The following is a 14693-nucleotide window of genomic DNA, read 5'->3' as shown; positions in this document are numbered from 1 at the left end:
TACCGCCTCAGCCTTCAGGTCCGGGAGCACCTTGTCTGCGAACAGCTTCAGTTGCTCATACACAAGCTCATAGGGCATTCCACCCCAGCTGAAGTTCGCCGGCATCTCGTAGTCGCCAACCGGGCGAGTTCTCGGTCGCACGCTCAGTTCACGCGTGACTCGTGATCTGCCCAATAGCGCTCCCGAACCAACCGTTTGTACAGTTTGCCGTTGGGATCCCGGGGTAGGGCGTCGACGAAGTCGACGGTCCGCGGGCACTTGTAGGCGGCCAACTCCGCGCGGCAGAACGCGATCAGTTCGGATTTCAGACTGACCGTAGGCTTTGCCCACTCTGCCAGCTGGACAACAGCTTTGACGGCTTCGCCCATCTCCTCGTCGGGTACACCGATGACTGCGACATCGACGACTGCCGGGTGGCCAAGGAGGAGGTTTTCGGTTTCTTGTGGGTAGATGTTCACGCCGCCGGAGATGATCATGTGGGCCTGACGGTCGGTCAGGTACAGATATCCCTCCTCGTCGAGGAAGCCCATGTCACCCAGCGTCCGCCAGCCTTTGTCGTTGGTTACCGACCGAGTCCTGAGGTTGTCGTTGTGGTATTCGAAGGGCCGGCCGCCGGAGAAGTAGACCACCCCCACTTCCCGGGCCTCTAACTCCTGGCCGTCCGGGCCGACGACGTGACAGTCCTCTATGGGCTTGCCCACCGAGCCTGGATGGCGCAGCCACTCCTGTGCCGAGATGTAGGTCGCGCCCAGATCCTCGGTTCCCGAGTAGTACTCGTCGATGATCGGTCCCCACCACTGGAGCATCTGCTGTTTGACCGCGATCGAGCAGGGCGCGCCGGTGTGCAACACTCTGCGCAGAGTGGACACGTCGTAGCCCGCGCGAACATCGTCGGGCAACCGGAGCATGCGCACGAACATCGTCGGTACGAACTGCGCATCGGTGATCCGGTATCGCTCGATAAGCTCGAGGCACTCGCGGGGATCAAATTTCTCCATCACCACCACGGTTCCACCTACTCGATGCCAGGACATCGAGCCGACCAGCGGAGCAGAGTGATACAACGGAGCCGGACATAGGTACACCGAGCCAGCACCGCTGCCATCGGTCATGCCGGCGGCGATCTGGGCGGGTACCGAGGACGGATCGCCAAATGCGTTGCAGGGCAGTGGTTTACGCACGCCTTTCGGGAAGCCCGTGGTGCCCGACGAGTACAGCATCTCGCGGCCTTCACGCTCCCCCTGCACCGGGCCGGCGGGCGAGGACGCCAAAACGTCGTCGTAGTGCACGAACCCCCGCAGGTGGCCACCGGCCGAGACGCGGACCGGGATCCTGGAGACGTCGAGGCCCGCCGCCACCGCGGCCAGGTCGGCACTGCACACCAGCGCGGTGGCCCGACAATCATCCAGAACATACTGGACCTCGCGTGATCGCAGGTGGCTGTTGATCGCGGTGTAGTACAAGCCGGCACGCTGCGCCGCCCACGCCACCTCGAGGAAGGCGCGCTCGTTGCCCATCAGCAGCGCTACATGATCGCCGGCTCGAAGACCCTGTTGCCGGAGCGCGGTCGCGAACCGTCTCGACCGGTCGTCGAGCTGGCCATAGGTGACCGTCTCGCCGCTATGCGCCATGACGATGGCCAGTGCCTCAGGAGTCACCGCGGCATGCCAATCCGGTGACATCCGCCTGGGCTGCCGATCGGCAGTGCGGTTCGGAATCATATCGCTTTCCAATCCTCCTTCCGATTCTGCATCCAGATCGTCAGGTGACGGCGCCCTGCGCCTTCAATTCGATGATCTGGTCCCAGTCCAGACCCAGCCCTGCGAGGATCTCGTCGGTCTGCTCCGCGAACTTCGGCGCCGGTCCGACGTTCGGCGCGGTGACGTCGAACTGCACCGGATTGGTCACCAGTTCCAGTTCGCCTGTCCGCACGAGGTACTCATTGGCCCGGACCTGAACGTCCCGCGCGACCTGGAGGGTGTCCTGCACCGGCGCCCACGGACCGGCCAAGGTCGCGAACCGTTCGGACCATTCGACCAGCGTTCGGGTCGCCATGGCCTTCGCCAGGATGTCCGCGGCCACCGGTGTATTTGCCGCGATGGACTCGGCGGTGCCGAACCGCGGGTCGTCGGCGAGTTCGGGCATGTCCATGTGCCGACACACGTCCGCCCAGAACTTCGTCGGTTGCATCATCACGAACGAGATGTATCGGTTGTCGGCCGTCGGATAGAGGCCGACCAGCGGGTTGTTCGGCGACCGGTTCGCGTTGGCAGGTTGGGCGACCAGGCGTTGGCCCAGGTGGTTGGTGAGGGAGATGGTGTGCCCCATCGCCCAGACGCCGCTGCTCAGCAGCGAGACGTCGATCACCGACGGCTCACCGGTACGCTCGCGCTTGAGCAGCGCCGCCGCGACCCCGCCGGCCAGGTTGGTCCCGGAGATCGTGTCCCCGTATGCGGGGCCTGGGAGGCTGATCAAACCGTCGATCTCCGGCGGGGTGACCGTCGCGGCCGCGCCCGCACGGCACCAGAACGCGGTCATGTCGTAGCCGCCCTTGTCGGCTTCGGGCCCACGCGGCCCGAACGCGCTGCCCCTGGCGTAAATGATCGCTGGATTGACCGCGCGGATGTCGTCGACGTCGATGCCGAGCTTCGTCCGCGCCTGCGGGAGGAAGCTGGTCAGGAAGACATCCGAACTCCTCGCCAGGTCGTAGAGCACCTCGCGGCCTACCGGGACCGACATGTCCAGTCCGATGCTCCGCTTGCCGCGGTTGGCGTTGTCGACGTTGGGATTCGGCTCTCCGTCGACGACCAGCGCACCGACCTGGCGCAGTCCGCGCTGCGGGTCACCCGTCACCGCATGCTCGACCTTCGTCACGTCGGCACCCCACTCGGCCAACACCGCACCGGCCGTCGGCACGAACCCGTACATGGCGACTTCCAGAACCCGGATGCCCTCCAAAGGCTTCACTGGACGGCCGCCGCGAAGGTCTTGCGCTCCAGGAACTCCTCGAGACCGGCGACACCGAGTTCGCGGCCGATGCCGGACTGCTTGTAACCGCCGAACGGACAGTCCGGGCCCGAGTAGTCGCCGCCGTTGATACTCAGTGTCCCCGTGCGGATCCGCCGCGCTACGGCGACCGCCCGTTTCTCGTCACCGAACACGCCCCCGGAGAGTCCGTAGATCGAGTCGTTGGCGATCCGGACCGCGTCGTCGTCATCGTGGTAGGGAAGGACGACCAATACCGGCCCGAACACCTCCTCCTGCGCGATCTCGCTGAGCGGGTCGACATCCGTCAGCAACGTGGGTTCGTAGAAGTAGCCGGGGTCCACCTTTTTTCCGCCGGTAACCAGGGTGGCGCCCTCGGAGATCGCTCGCGCCACCATGCTGTCGACCTTCTCGCGTTGCCGCTCGCTGATCAATGGGCCCATGTAGTTGGCGGGATCGGCCGGGTCCCCGTAGGCCACCATGGCGAAGTTCTGCGCGAGCATCTCGACGGTTTCGTCGTGATGTTTCCGCGGCACAAGCATCCGGGTCATCAGGGCGCAGCCCTGTCCCGCATGCGAAGTGGTCATGAACGCTGCCATCATTGCGGCACTGGCGAAGTCGGCGTCGTCGAGCACGATCATCGCCGACTTTCCGCCGAGTTCCAGGAACACCTTCTTGAGGGTTTCACTGCCTGCCGCCATTATTCGGCGACCGGTCGCGGTGGAACCGGTGAAAGTCACCATATCCACGTCGGGACTTTCCGTCAGCACCACGCCGACCTGCGGATCCGCGCCGCTGATGACATTGACGACGCCCGGCGGAATTTCGGTGTGCTCGCGGATGAGCTCGCCGATGGCCAGCGTGACCAGTGGCGTGTCCGGCGCACCCTTGAGTACCACCGTGCAGCCCGCTGCCAATGCGGGAGCGAGTTTGGCCAGCGCGAGTTGGTTCGGATAGTTGTAAGCGATGATCGCAGCGACGACGCCGGCTGCTTCCTTTTCCACCCAGCGGTGATGCCGCTGTCCCCTGCTCTCGACGGTGCCGAGGTCTTCGACGAACGAATACTTCTTGAGCAGGTCGGTGTAGTATCCGACCACTCCGATCGGATTCTCCAGCTGCGGACCTTCGGTCAGCATTCGGGTCGCGCCCGTCTCGGCGATCGTCAACTCCCTGAGCTCTTCACGGTGGTCCAGCAACGCCTTGTGCAGCTGCTCGAGGCATCGCGTACGCAGCCCTACATCGGTCGGCCAATCGGTCTCATCGAAGGCTCGTCGGGCGGCCAAAACGGCGCTTGCGGCATCCGCCGCAGACGCGTCTGGCGCATACCCGATCACCCGACCGTTTGCCGGGTTGATCGACGGGTACACCTGCCCGCCCTCCGCCGGAGCCAATCGGCCGTCGATGAGCAGTCTCCGGTCGGCTGTCCCCCTCAGCGAGGTGCCTGGTCCGGTATCGGTCGCGTGCTGAGCTGGCATCGATGCCTCCCACCGTCTTGGCTCCGTCAGAGGCGCGAAAGCGCGCCCCAGCCATAGCGAGGCGACGATAACACGGAAATAGTTGACTAGGTCGTCTGTCTGCGTTTAGCTGCACACAGGACGCGTATTCGTCGGCGCTCATTCCCGGAGGAAGATTCGTGAAGGTCCACGTAGATTCGGCCCGCTGCCAGGGGCACACGCTGTGCGCGATGATCGCACCCGACATGTTCACGCTCAGCGAAGTCGACGGTAGCGCGTCCGCCGTCACGACCCTGGCACCGGCGGATCGCGAAAAGTTCGTGATCGAAGCTGCGCAATCGTGTCCAGAGCAGGCCATCGTCCTCGACCACATCGCCGATGAGGCGACGTCGCAGCTCGGCGGCCAACGAGCCATACAGTAGAGAACTGACGGAGCGAACGACACCGGCCCGACCTTCGAGTTGCGAGGAATTTCGATGGCTGCAATTCATACCGCGAAGCGCACAATTCCCGTGGAGCACATCCATGTGCGCTGCGTCGACTCCGACGTCCATCCAGTTCCCCGCATCGGGGAACTGACGCCCTACATCCCGGAGCCGTGGCGCAGCAAGTACTTCCTCAGCCGCCCCGTCGGCGAACAGATCTACTACGACGCACCTGATTACGCGCACGCCCGCGCGATGCGGGTGGACACATTCCCCGCTGACGGTGAGTTCGCCGGCAGTGATCCCGATCTGGCTTTCAGGCAACTGATCCTGGAAGCCGGCGCCGACATCGCGATTCTGGAGCCGATCCACGGCACTTGTCGACTGACCGAGGCGACCGCTGCGATCTGCTCCGCCCACAACACCTGGCAAGCCAACCACTGGCTCGATGATCACAACAACTGGCATCAGCGCTGGCGGGGTTCGATCTGCCTGGCGATCGAGGAGCCCGACGCGTGCGTTCGCGAAATTGAACAATGGGCCGGACACCCGTACATGGCGCAGATCCTCATCAACGCCGAGCCTCGGCCGTCCTGGGGACATCCCAAGTACGACCCGATCTGGTCCGCAGCCACTAAACACGACATCACTGTCAGCTGCCACCTGGGCCGCGGCAACTACGACGAGCTCCCCATGCCGCCGGTCGGCCTCCCCAGCTACAACCACGATTTCATGGTGACGTACTCACTCCTGGCCGCCAACCAGGTGATGAGCCTGATCTTCGACGGGGTGTTCGACCGCTTCCCGACCCTGCGTATCGTCTTCATCGAACACGCCTTCAGCTGGATCCTGCCGCTGATGTGGCGCATGGACGCCATCTACGAGGCTCGGAAATCCTGGATGGACATCAAGCGTAAGCCGAGCGAATACGTCAAGGACCACATCAAGTTCACCACCCAGCCACTGGACTACCCCGAGGACAAAACCGAACTGATGCGCGCATTCGAATGGATGGAGTGCGACAAAATCCTGTTGTACAGCTCGGATTACCCGCACTGGACGTTCGACGATCCACGTTGGCTCGTCAAGCACCTGCCCGAATACGCCCGCGAGAACGTGATGTTCCGCAACGGGATCGCGACCTACCACCTGCCCGAGACCGTCCCGGCGCTCGAGGGTCAGGTACGCGTGCTGTGAGCGACACCGAGACGCCGAGTGACCCTCGGCCGGTACCGGCCCTTGACGATGTCAGTGGCTTCTTCTGGAATGCTGCCGCGGAGCATCGTCTCGTGATCCAGCGCTGCAACGCATGCGCAAAGCTGCAGTATCCGCCCGAAATGTGCTGCAGCCATTGCCAATCGCAGGAGTGTGAACCCGCGCAAGTGAGCGGGCGTGGCGTGATCTATTCCTACGCGAAGGTTGACCGGCCGTTACACGCCGGGTTCGTTGACGCACTTCCGTACCTCGTCGCCCTCGTCGAACTCGACGAGCAGCCCGAACTGCGGATCCTGACGAATCTGGTCGATGTGGCCGAAGGAACTACGCTGTCGTGCGGCATGGCCGTCGAGGTGGTGTACGAACAGCGGGGCGCAGTGACGTTGCCGCAGTTCAGATTGTCTGAGGAAATCCGATGACCTCCTTGACACGCCCGGTCGCTGTCGTCGGCGTTGGATACTCGGACCTCAGCCGCAAGGGCGAACCTCACCCGAACTCACTCGCGGTCGCCGCGGCCAAGGCGGCATTATCGGATGCCGGCCTGCGCTCGGCCGATGTCGACGGCATATTCGAGTACAAGTTCGGTCCAGAGTCCCCCGGCGCGCAGGATATGGCTCGGCTGCTCGGCGTGCCTGATCTGGCCGCCTTCGCCGACATCATGGCCTCCAACCCGTCGGGGCTCGGCGGGGCGTTAGCCGGGGTGATGGCCGTCGCGGCCGGCGCCTGCGAAACGGCGCTCGTCTTCCGATGTCTGACGCGGGCCGCCGGCCACCAGGGGGGTGTGGCCAGCGGACCCGACGAAATCAGCGGACGCGATCAATTCCTCACTCCCTACGGCTATCTCGGCGGCATCCTGGTCAACCTGGCGATGAAGAAGCGCCGATGGATAGATGAGTACAGCCGGCCTGAGGACGATTTCGGTCGGATCGCTGTCAACGCGCGTCGGTGGTCTGCGCTCAACCCCCGTGCTGTGCTGCGGGACGCACTGACCATGGACGACTATCTGTCATCACGGATGGTCGTCGATCCGCTTCGTGTGCTCGACTGCGACTATCCGGTGAACGGCGCAGTAGCCACTGTCATCACGACCGCCGAACGTGCGAACGACCTGCGCCAGCCCGCTGTGCTGGTCGATGCGATGGCATACGCGACCGGGCGGGGCGCAGATTGGGTATTCGACGTCGACTTCCTCTACGGAGGCATGTTCAACTGCGCTGAGCGCCTCTGGCGGCGCTCGTCGCTGACCCTCGATGATGTCGACGTGGCCGAGGTGTACGACGGTTTCACGCCCGTGACCGTCGCGTGGATCGAAGCACTCGGCGCCTGCGGTCGAGGCGAGTTCGGCGATTGGGTGGGCGATGGCAGCCGGCTGGCCCCCGGCGGCGACTTTCCGCTCAACACCGCCGGCGGCCAGCTCGCGGAGGGGCGTCTGCACGGGATCGGCTTTCTCAACGAAGCGGTCCTTCAGCTACGAGGCCAGTGCGAGAACCGGCAGGTCCAGGACGCGCGTGTCGCGCTGGTCGCCAGCGGCGTCTACCCACAATGCGGAGCGATGGTATTGACTGCGGTATGACCGAAAACCAGGACGCGCAAGCCAATGGCGCCGTCGCACCCAGCCAGGCGGACGGTGGCGGTGCCGTCTGGCGTGCGCTGCCGCGGCGCAACACCCAGAAAGTCTCCCACCTACTTGCCGGTGACCTCCGGCGACAGATCCTCACCGGTGAGCTTGCTGCAAACCATCGGCTGCCGCCCGAGGCGGAGTTCACCGCGCAACTACAGATCTCCCGTGACACGCTGCGCGAAGCGCTACGCATTCTCGAGTCCCAACAACTTGTCGAAATCAAGCGCGGACGGGGTGGCGGCGCGGTGGTCCGCCGGCCCGGCCTGGATGCGGTTGCCCGCTATGTCGCTCTGCTCTTACAGCTGCGCAATACCACCCTCGCTCATTTGGAAGAGGTCCGGACGGTCGTCGAACCGCCTGCCGCCGAACTACTCGCGGTGCGGGCCGGATTCGATGACATCGAGACCCTCGTCGAACTCCACGACGCTGAGCGGGCAGCCGACGATCCCCTGTCGTTCGTCACCGCGATGTCTGCCTTCGACCAAGCCGTAATCGAGCTGTCCGGCAACCGCACCCTTGCCGTGATCGCCGGAGTCTTCCGTGACATCTATGCCGGCCAGCTCTACTCCTCGATCGGTAGCACCGACACCTCGTCAGCGGAACAGATCGCCCGGCGCGTGGTGGTCAGTCATAGCGCCTTCCTGGACGCCGCGAGACGCGGCGACGGATCGCTGGCGCAAAACACTTGGAGTGATTACCTTTACACCACCAACCGACTGCTGGTCAGCCGCAACTTCAGCCGCCAGCCGATCGACGTGGCACCACTCTGGCGAGCCCAAGCCGGCCACGACAGCGGAGAGTCGGCACCCCGCCGCGCCTCGGTGGTAGCCACCGAGATCAGAACCCGCATCGCCGAGGGGCGTCTCGGTGAGGGTGACCGGCTGCCGCCACTGGCCGAGCTCGCCGTCGAATTCGACATATCGCGGCCGACACTCCGCGAGGCCTTACGGATCCTCGAAATGGAATTCCTGCTCAACCTGCGCACCGGTGACCGGTCCGGGGCGACAATCCGCACGCCTACCACTCGCGTCGCATCCCAACTCGCCGGCATTGTGCTGGAAGCGCGGGGCACCACCCTCGCCGATTTCTACCGCGCACTTCGACTCATCGAACCATCGATCATGGGCCTGGCCGCGTCGCGAATCGGCACCAAACAGCTCAGCGCAGTGAAACGGGCGGGCATCGAACTCGCCGAATGTTGCGACGACACTGGGCGCTTCGTCACGGCCTACCGGGACGCGGAGATGCTTGTCTTCTCGGCAGTCAAGAACCCCGCCCTGACCGTGATCGCCGAAATCCTGCACTGGGTCCGGATTGCCATCGAGCCGGGTGTCGCCGCCGACGTCAAGGACATACCGGGGGTGACTCGAACCAACCGCCGCGCCCAACGCCTCTTCGGCCAGTTCGTCGATGCCGCAGCAGAGCACGATCCCGCTCGCGCCACCGCGGTCTGGACGAAGGCGCTCAATGCCAACGCGGCATGGGCCGAGGAGTCGGAGTTCAGCCGCCGGCTGGTGCTCGATCTGATGGGGTGATCTGCACGCTTCGTACCTTGCGAAGCGCGAGAGAAATCAAGGAGAGAGATGAACGTCGATGATCTGATCCTGGTGAGTGTCGACGATCATGTGATCGAACCGGCCCACATGTTCGAGGGACGGGTGGCAAAGCGATACGCGGACAAGGCCCCTCGTTTCGTCCGCCGCGAAAACGGCACGATGGCCTGGGTTTACGAAGGCCAGGAGATCCTCAACCCTGCGCTCAACGCTGTGGCGGGACGACCGCCGAGCGAGTTCGGCATGGAACCCACTACGATCGAGGAGATTCGCCCGGGTTGCTATAGCATCGACGCCCGGGTCAAGGACATGAGCGCCAACGGCGTGCTCGGTTCGATGTGCTTCCCGTCCTTTCCTCGGTTCTGCGGTCAACTGTTCATGCAGACCGCGGACAAGGCGCAAGCTGCGGAGATGGTGCGGGCCTACAACGACTGGCACATCGAGGACTGGGCCGGGACCCATCCCGGACGGATCATTCCGTTGGGCCTGCCCATGATGTGGGATCCCGTGGGTACCGCCGCCGAGGTACGGCGCCTCGCCGCGAAAGGGTGTCACGCCGTGACCTTCTCGTCCAGCCCCTACGACCTGGGCCTGCCGAGCATCTACGACGAGCACTGGGATCCGTTCTGGGAGGCCTGCGCCGACGAGGGCACCGTCGTGTGCATCCATCTCGGGTCGAATTCGGCACCGCCCATGACATCACCGGACGCGCCCATCGAGCTCATCTACACCCTTTCGCCCATCGGATTGTTCTCCGCCGCAGCCGATCTGTTGTGGAGTCCGGTCTTCCGCAAGTTCCCCTCGCTTCGCATTGCACTGTCAGAGGGTGGCACGGGATGGTTGCCGTACTTCTGCGAGCGGGTGGACTACATCTACAAGCACACGCAGCATTGGAGCGGAATGGATCTCGGGGACCGCCTACCGTCCGAGATCTTCAAGGAGCAGGTTATCTTCTGCTTCATCGATGATCTCGTGGGCGTCGAGAACCGCCACCACCTGAACATCGACAACATCACCTGGGAGTGCGACTACCCGCACTCGGACACCACGTGGCCGCACGCTCCCGAGATCCTGATGAAGTCGCTCGTCGATGTCCCCGACGACGAGATCAACAAGATCACCCACCTCAACGCGATGCGACACTTCCGCTACGACCCCTTCGCGCACATCGCACGTGAGCGGGCCACGGTGGGAGCGTTGCGCGCGCAGGTCTCCGACTGGGATATCAGCGTCAGATCGGTGGGGAACCTGCGCCCTGCCGAGCGGGCCTTCTAGATGCGACTGCGTGACAAGGTCGTCGTCATCACGGGATCGGGCAGCGGAATAGGCGAGGCGTGTGCGCACAGGTTCACCGCTGAGGGTGCAAAAGTTGTTGTCACCGATCAGAACCCGGACGGAGTGGATCGAGTCAGCCGAGCCGTCGGCACCGTCGGAGTGGTGTGTGACATCACCGTTGAGGACAATGTCCGCGCTGTCGCCGAGCTGGCACGTCGAACCTACGGCGAGATCGACATCTGGTTCAGCAACGCGGGGTACACCGGTCCGGCGCAACACGACACCATCCCTGATGACGGGCTCTGGGACGTCAGCTGGCGACTGCATGTGATGTCGTACGTGTACGCGGTCCGCGAAGTGCTGCCTGCAATGCTCGAACGCGGCGACGGTTACCTGCTGCACACCGCGTCGCTCGTGGCGTTGGCGCTGCACCCCGACAAGCCGGCGTACTCGGTGAGCAAGAAGGCGGCGCTGGGGTTTTCCGAGTGGCTGGCGGCCACCTATCGCCCGCGAGGCATCAAGGTTTCCTGCTTCTGCCCTGGCCCGATGCTGACACCCATGCTGGTGGCCAATGGGATACCGGAAGGTCACCCGATACTGCAGAGCGCCGCGACTCCGGAACAGGTCGCCGAGCGCCTGGTCGCGGCGATCGACGCGGAACGTTTCCTCATTCTCGACTCAGCGCAGGGCCAGGACCTGTTGTCCGCGAAAGCGACCGATTACGAGCAGTGGATCTCGACAATGGAACGTAAATAGTTGACTCGGTCGTGGATATCGACTTACATCGGTAGCGACCTGCGCGAACAGCCGCCTGATGAAGGAGCTCCATGGCCGACAAGTTCATCCAGATCGTCTTCTCGAATCCGTTGGACGGCAAGGACGACGAATTCAATGACTGGTACGACAACGTCCACATACCGGACTTGCTCTCGATCCCCGGCATGCTGTCGGCGCAGCGTTATAACCTCAAAGACGCGCAGATCTACCACGCGGAAGGCTCCACGGCGCCCGCGCATCGCTACGCGGTCATCTACGAGATGGAAGGCGATGTCAACGCCATCCTGGGCAAAATTCAAGAGGGTGTGGCCGCCGGGCAGATCACCATGGCCGACTGCCTCGACATGTCCAGCTGGCAACTGTCGTTCTGGACTGCTCGTAGCTCCGAAGTCAATGCCTGACAAACAGTCCCGACACGTCAACTAGTGGGAGCGCACACATCGTGAACAACAACCTCGACATTCCCCGCTTGAGCCGATGGCTCGACGAACAAGACGTGGCAGGAAACGGTGAACTGGCCGCACTGCACCCGCTGGCGGGCGGGTCACAGAATGCGCTGTACATCATCGAGCGGGGCGATGACCGCATGGTCATGCGCATGCCTGGTGAGCGCGCCGACGAGCGACGCTTGGCCGACCTGCTTCGCGAGATCCGGTTGGTGCGTGCCCTGGCGGGCACCGACGTCCCCCACGCCGAATTGATTGCCGCCGATGAATCAGGGGAAGTGCTGGGCAGACCGTTCTTTGTCATGGCAGAGGTCGACGGGTGGAGCCCGATGGACAGGGGCTGGCCCGCGCCGTTCGACGCCGACCTCGACGCACGACGCGGCTTGGCGTTCCAGTTGATCGAGGGTGCCGCGAAACTGGCCCGGGTGGATTGGCGCGCACAAGGTTTGGAGGGCTTCGGTCGGCCTGACGGATTCCACGATCGTCAGGTGGACCGCTGGCTGAAGTTCCTGGCGGGTTTCCAGGTTCGTGAGCTGCCCGGCCTGGACGTCGCTGCCGACTGGCTTCGCGCCAACCGGCCGGACCAGTTCACGCCGGGCATCATGCACGGCGACTACCAGTTCGCCAACGTGATGTATGCCCACGGTGCGCCCGCACGGCTGGCGGCGTTGGTCGACTGGGAGATGACCACCATCGGCGACCCGCTGCTCGACCTCGCCTGGGCGGTCCTCGGCTATGACGGCGAAGAACCGAAGACCGACTTCTACCTGTCCATGGAGGGCATGCCACCGCGCAGCGAATTGCTGGAGCACTACGAGAACATCAGTGGCCTGTCGACCGACAACCTCGACTATTACCTGGTGCTGGCCAACTTCAAGATTGGCATCGTGCTGGAACGCACCTACGCACGCAACGTGGCGACTCCAGACGGGGACCGCGAGGTCGCCGATGCGTTCGGGTCGATGGTTCTGCAGTCGACCAGCACTGCTGCCGAGATGGCGACATCATTGGGCGGCAAGGCCGTTCACGTGCGGTAGGCGGACTTCCCGTCGCGCACTTCGGGCTGTTACCACGACTTCTACGACGACCTGACCTTCAGTCGATGGCATCCCGTGTTCTCTAGTCGCTGACCAGCTCGGCGACTGAGCGGACTGCTTTCTCCAGCGCGTAGTCGGCGTCGGCGGCGGCGCCTTTGACGTCGGCGTTCAGCGCGGCCACCAACCGCATCGCCTCGGCCACCGTGTCGCGCGACCAGCGTCGCGCCTGCTTCTGCGCCTTCTGCACCCGCCACGGCGGCATCCCGATTTCGCCGGCGATCTGGAAGTGGTTCCCCGACATCGGCCCCACCCGTGCGATCGTGTGCACGGCCTCGGCCAACGCATCGGCCAGCACCACATGCGGCTCCCCCGCGATCATCGCCCAGCGCAGCGCCTCGGCAGCACCCGCCACGTCCCCGGCGACCGCCTTGTCGGCGATGTCGAACCCCTTCACTTCGGCCTTACCCGAGTGGTAGCGGCGCACCGCGGCCGCGTCGATCGCGCCGCCCGTGTCGGCAACCAGCTGGGAACACGCCGCGGCCAGCTCCCGGATGTCGGAACCGATCGCGTCGAGCACCGCGGTGACGGTGTCGTCGTCGACCTTGACGCGCAGCGCCTTGAACTCGCGGCGGACGAAGTCGGCCCGCTCGGCCGGCTTGGCGATGCGCGCACACGGGTGCACCTGCGCGCCCAGCTTCTTCAGGTGATCGGCCAGCGCCTTGGCCCGCCCACCGCCGGAGTGCACCACCACCAGCAGCGTGCCGGCGGGCAGGTCGGCGGCCGCGTCCTGGATCAGCGCCACCGCGTCCTTGCCGGCCTCGGCGGCTGACTCCAGCACGACAACCCGCTCGTCGGCGAACAGCGACGGGCTGAGCAGCTCGGCGAGCTCGCTGACGCTGACCTCACCGGCCCGGAGCCGGTCCACAGGCACGTCGGTGGTGCCCGCCGCGGTCCTGGCCGCGCGCAGCACTCCGGCGACGGCCCGTTCGACCAGAAGTTCCTCGTCACCCAGAACCAGGTGCACGCCCGTCATCTGACTCACCGCACGATGGTGCCACGTCGCCCCGACACCGCCCAATGCCACACCAGGGCCACCACGGCAGCGACCACCGCCACGCTCAGCACCCCGGCGACCCCGGACGGCACGGTGACCGAGGCCGCGGGCAACTGCGCGGAGCGCCGGGCCACCTCCAGCAGCCACCACACCTCCGGCCCGGTGAAACGGATCAACAACTCCGCCCCCGCAGGCCACAGCGCGCTCAGCGCCGCCGCCGCGGTACCCAGCACGGTGATCGGCGGAATCACCGGTGCCACCACCAGATTCGCGATCACTGCGACCAGACTCACCGAACCCGAGACACCGGCCACCAGCGGCGCGGTGACCAACTGAGCGGCCAGCGCCACACTGACCGCGTCGGCCAGCGGCCGGGGCCAGCCCCGCCCGGTCAGCCGCTTCGACCACGCCGGGGCCAGCACCACCAACGCCGCGGTGGCCGACGCCGACAACGCGAACCCGACGTCGACGGCGAGCCTGGGCGCGCCGATCATCAACCCGATCACGGTGGCCGCCAGTGCGGGCATGGCCTGTCGGCGCCGGTGCGCCAGCACGGCCAACAGCGTGATGGCGCCCATCACCGCAGCCCGCAACACGCTGGGCGACGGCTGTACGACCACCACGAACGCGATCAGCGTCAGCGCCGCCAGCCCGACCGCGGCCCGCGGTCCGATCAGCACCGCCGACAGGAGCACCGCACCGCACACGATCGTCACGTTCGCGCCCGAGACCGCGGTCAGGTGGGCCAGGCCGGACGCGCGGAAGTCGGCCGCCGTCTGCGCCGGGACCGCCGACATGTCGCCGAGCACGAGCGCGGGCAGCATCGCCGCCTGCTCGGGCGGCAGCGCCAG

14 protein-coding genes are annotated in these 14693 nt (G+C 65.1%); 9 read left to right on the top strand and 5 right to left on the bottom strand.

Annotated elements, in window-relative coordinates; all coding sequences use genetic code 11:
- Positions 1-143: 143 nt before the first annotated feature.
- The 3 genes from MVA01S_RS06090 to MVA01S_RS06080 form a co-directional block, all read right to left on the bottom strand.
- Positions 144-1682, bottom strand: a complete 1539-nt coding sequence (locus tag MVA01S_RS06090) for an acyl-CoA synthetase (RefSeq protein WP_040539772.1) — start codon at positions 1680-1682, stop codon at positions 144-146.
- 79 nt (positions 1683-1761) lie between these two features.
- Positions 1762-2967 (bottom strand): CaiB/BaiF CoA transferase family protein, encoded by a 1206-nt coding sequence (locus MVA01S_RS06085; protein WP_040539770.1) that lies wholly within the window; start codon positions 2965-2967, stop codon positions 1762-1764.
- Positions 2964-4460, bottom strand: coding sequence for an aldehyde dehydrogenase family protein (locus MVA01S_RS06080; protein ID WP_040539769.1), 1497 nt, complete (start codon positions 4458-4460; stop codon positions 2964-2966). Before MVA01S_RS06080 ends, MVA01S_RS06085 begins: the two co-directional genes overlap by 4 nt.
- Positions 4461-4618: 158 nt before the next feature.
- Between MVA01S_RS06080 and MVA01S_RS06075 the strand changes: the two genes are divergently transcribed.
- The 9 genes from MVA01S_RS06075 to MVA01S_RS06035 all read left to right on the top strand — a co-directional run bounded on the left by MVA01S_RS06075 (position 4619) and on the right by MVA01S_RS06035 (position 12788).
- Entirely contained in the window at positions 4619-4861 is a 243-nt protein-coding gene (locus MVA01S_RS06075; protein ID WP_003928465.1) for a ferredoxin, read from the top strand.
- A gap of 54 nt (positions 4862-4915) precedes the next feature.
- Entirely contained in the window at positions 4916-6061 is a 1146-nt protein-coding gene (locus MVA01S_RS06070; RefSeq protein WP_040539766.1) for an amidohydrolase family protein, read from the top strand.
- Positions 6058-6498, top strand: coding sequence for a Zn-ribbon domain-containing OB-fold protein (locus tag MVA01S_RS06065; RefSeq protein ID WP_040539764.1), 441 nt, complete (start codon positions 6058-6060; stop codon positions 6496-6498). The genes MVA01S_RS06070 and MVA01S_RS06065 overlap by 4 nt, the downstream gene beginning before the upstream one ends.
- Positions 6495-7652 carry a thiolase C-terminal domain-containing protein gene (locus MVA01S_RS06060; protein WP_003928462.1) on the top strand — a complete coding sequence of 386 codons (1158 nt, stop codon included), beginning with the start codon at positions 6495-6497 and terminating at the stop codon, positions 7650-7652. Before MVA01S_RS06065 ends, MVA01S_RS06060 begins: the two co-directional genes overlap by 4 nt.
- Positions 7649-9235: a FadR/GntR family transcriptional regulator gene (locus tag MVA01S_RS06055; protein WP_003928461.1), complete on the top strand. Its 1587-nt coding sequence runs from the start codon at positions 7649-7651 to the stop codon at positions 9233-9235. The genes MVA01S_RS06060 and MVA01S_RS06055 overlap by 4 nt, the downstream gene beginning before the upstream one ends.
- Positions 9236-9283: 48 nt before the next feature.
- Positions 9284-10528, top strand: coding sequence for an amidohydrolase family protein (locus MVA01S_RS06050; RefSeq protein WP_003928460.1), 1245 nt, complete (start codon positions 9284-9286; stop codon positions 10526-10528).
- On the top strand, positions 10529-11284 hold the full coding sequence (locus MVA01S_RS06045; protein ID WP_003928459.1) for an SDR family NAD(P)-dependent oxidoreductase: 756 nt from the start codon (positions 10529-10531) through the stop codon (positions 11282-11284). It begins immediately after the preceding gene.
- A 71-nt stretch (positions 11285-11355) separates the two neighbouring features.
- Positions 11356-11706, top strand: a complete 351-nt coding sequence (locus MVA01S_RS06040) for a DUF4286 family protein (RefSeq protein ID WP_003928458.1) — start codon at positions 11356-11358, stop codon at positions 11704-11706.
- Between the two features lie 41 nt (positions 11707-11747).
- Positions 11748-12788: a phosphotransferase family protein gene (locus MVA01S_RS06035; RefSeq protein WP_003928457.1), complete on the top strand. Its 1041-nt coding sequence runs from the start codon at positions 11748-11750 to the stop codon at positions 12786-12788.
- A gap of 82 nt (positions 12789-12870) precedes the next feature.
- On the opposite strand, the gene holA is transcribed toward MVA01S_RS06035, so the two are convergent.
- Both holA and MVA01S_RS06025 read right to left on the bottom strand, forming a co-directional pair.
- The gene (gene holA, locus MVA01S_RS06030) at positions 12871-13821 is read right to left on the bottom strand and encodes a DNA polymerase III subunit delta (RefSeq protein ID WP_174538851.1); all 951 of its coding nucleotides are present in this window, start codon (positions 13819-13821) and stop codon (positions 12871-12873) included.
- 5 nt (positions 13822-13826) lie between these two features.
- On the bottom strand, positions 13827-14693 hold an 867-nt coding region (locus tag MVA01S_RS06025), incomplete at its 5' end, for a ComEC/Rec2 family competence protein (RefSeq protein WP_169801743.1).

This window comes from Mycolicibacterium vaccae NBRC 14118 = CIP 105934 (assembly GCF_001552715.1).
In the GTDB taxonomy this organism is placed as follows: Bacteria; Actinomycetota; Actinomycetes; order Mycobacteriales; family Mycobacteriaceae; genus Mycobacterium; species Mycobacterium vaccae.
The sequence above is the reverse complement of the archived record's forward strand: the minus strand, read 5'-3'. Positions and strand labels throughout refer to the sequence as shown.

Excerpts from the sequence above, each read along its gene's own strand:
- MVA01S_RS06090 (WP_040539772.1), bottom strand. The coding sequence starts at position 1,682 with ATGTCACCGGATTGGCATGCCGCGGTGACTCCTGAGGCACTGGCCATC.
- MVA01S_RS06045 (WP_003928459.1), top strand. The coding sequence starts at position 10,529 with ATGCGACTGCGTGACAAGGTCGTCGTCATCACGGGATCGGGCAGCGGA.
- MVA01S_RS06055 (WP_003928461.1), top strand. The coding sequence starts at position 7,649 with ATGACCGAAAACCAGGACGCGCAAGCCAATGGCGCCGTCGCACCCAGC.
- MVA01S_RS06080 (WP_040539769.1), bottom strand. The coding sequence starts at position 4,460 with ATGCCAGCTCAGCACGCGACCGATACCGGACCAGGCACCTCGCTGAGG.
- MVA01S_RS06050 (WP_003928460.1), top strand. The coding sequence starts at position 9,284 with ATGAACGTCGATGATCTGATCCTGGTGAGTGTCGACGATCATGTGATC.
- MVA01S_RS06070 (WP_040539766.1), top strand. The coding sequence starts at position 4,916 with ATGGCTGCAATTCATACCGCGAAGCGCACAATTCCCGTGGAGCACATC.
- holA (WP_174538851.1), bottom strand. The coding sequence starts at position 13,821 with ATGACGGGCGTGCACCTGGTTCTGGGTGACGAGGAACTTCTGGTCGAA.
- MVA01S_RS06040 (WP_003928458.1), top strand. The coding sequence starts at position 11,356 with ATGGCCGACAAGTTCATCCAGATCGTCTTCTCGAATCCGTTGGACGGC.
- MVA01S_RS06060 (WP_003928462.1), top strand. The coding sequence starts at position 6,495 with ATGACCTCCTTGACACGCCCGGTCGCTGTCGTCGGCGTTGGATACTCG.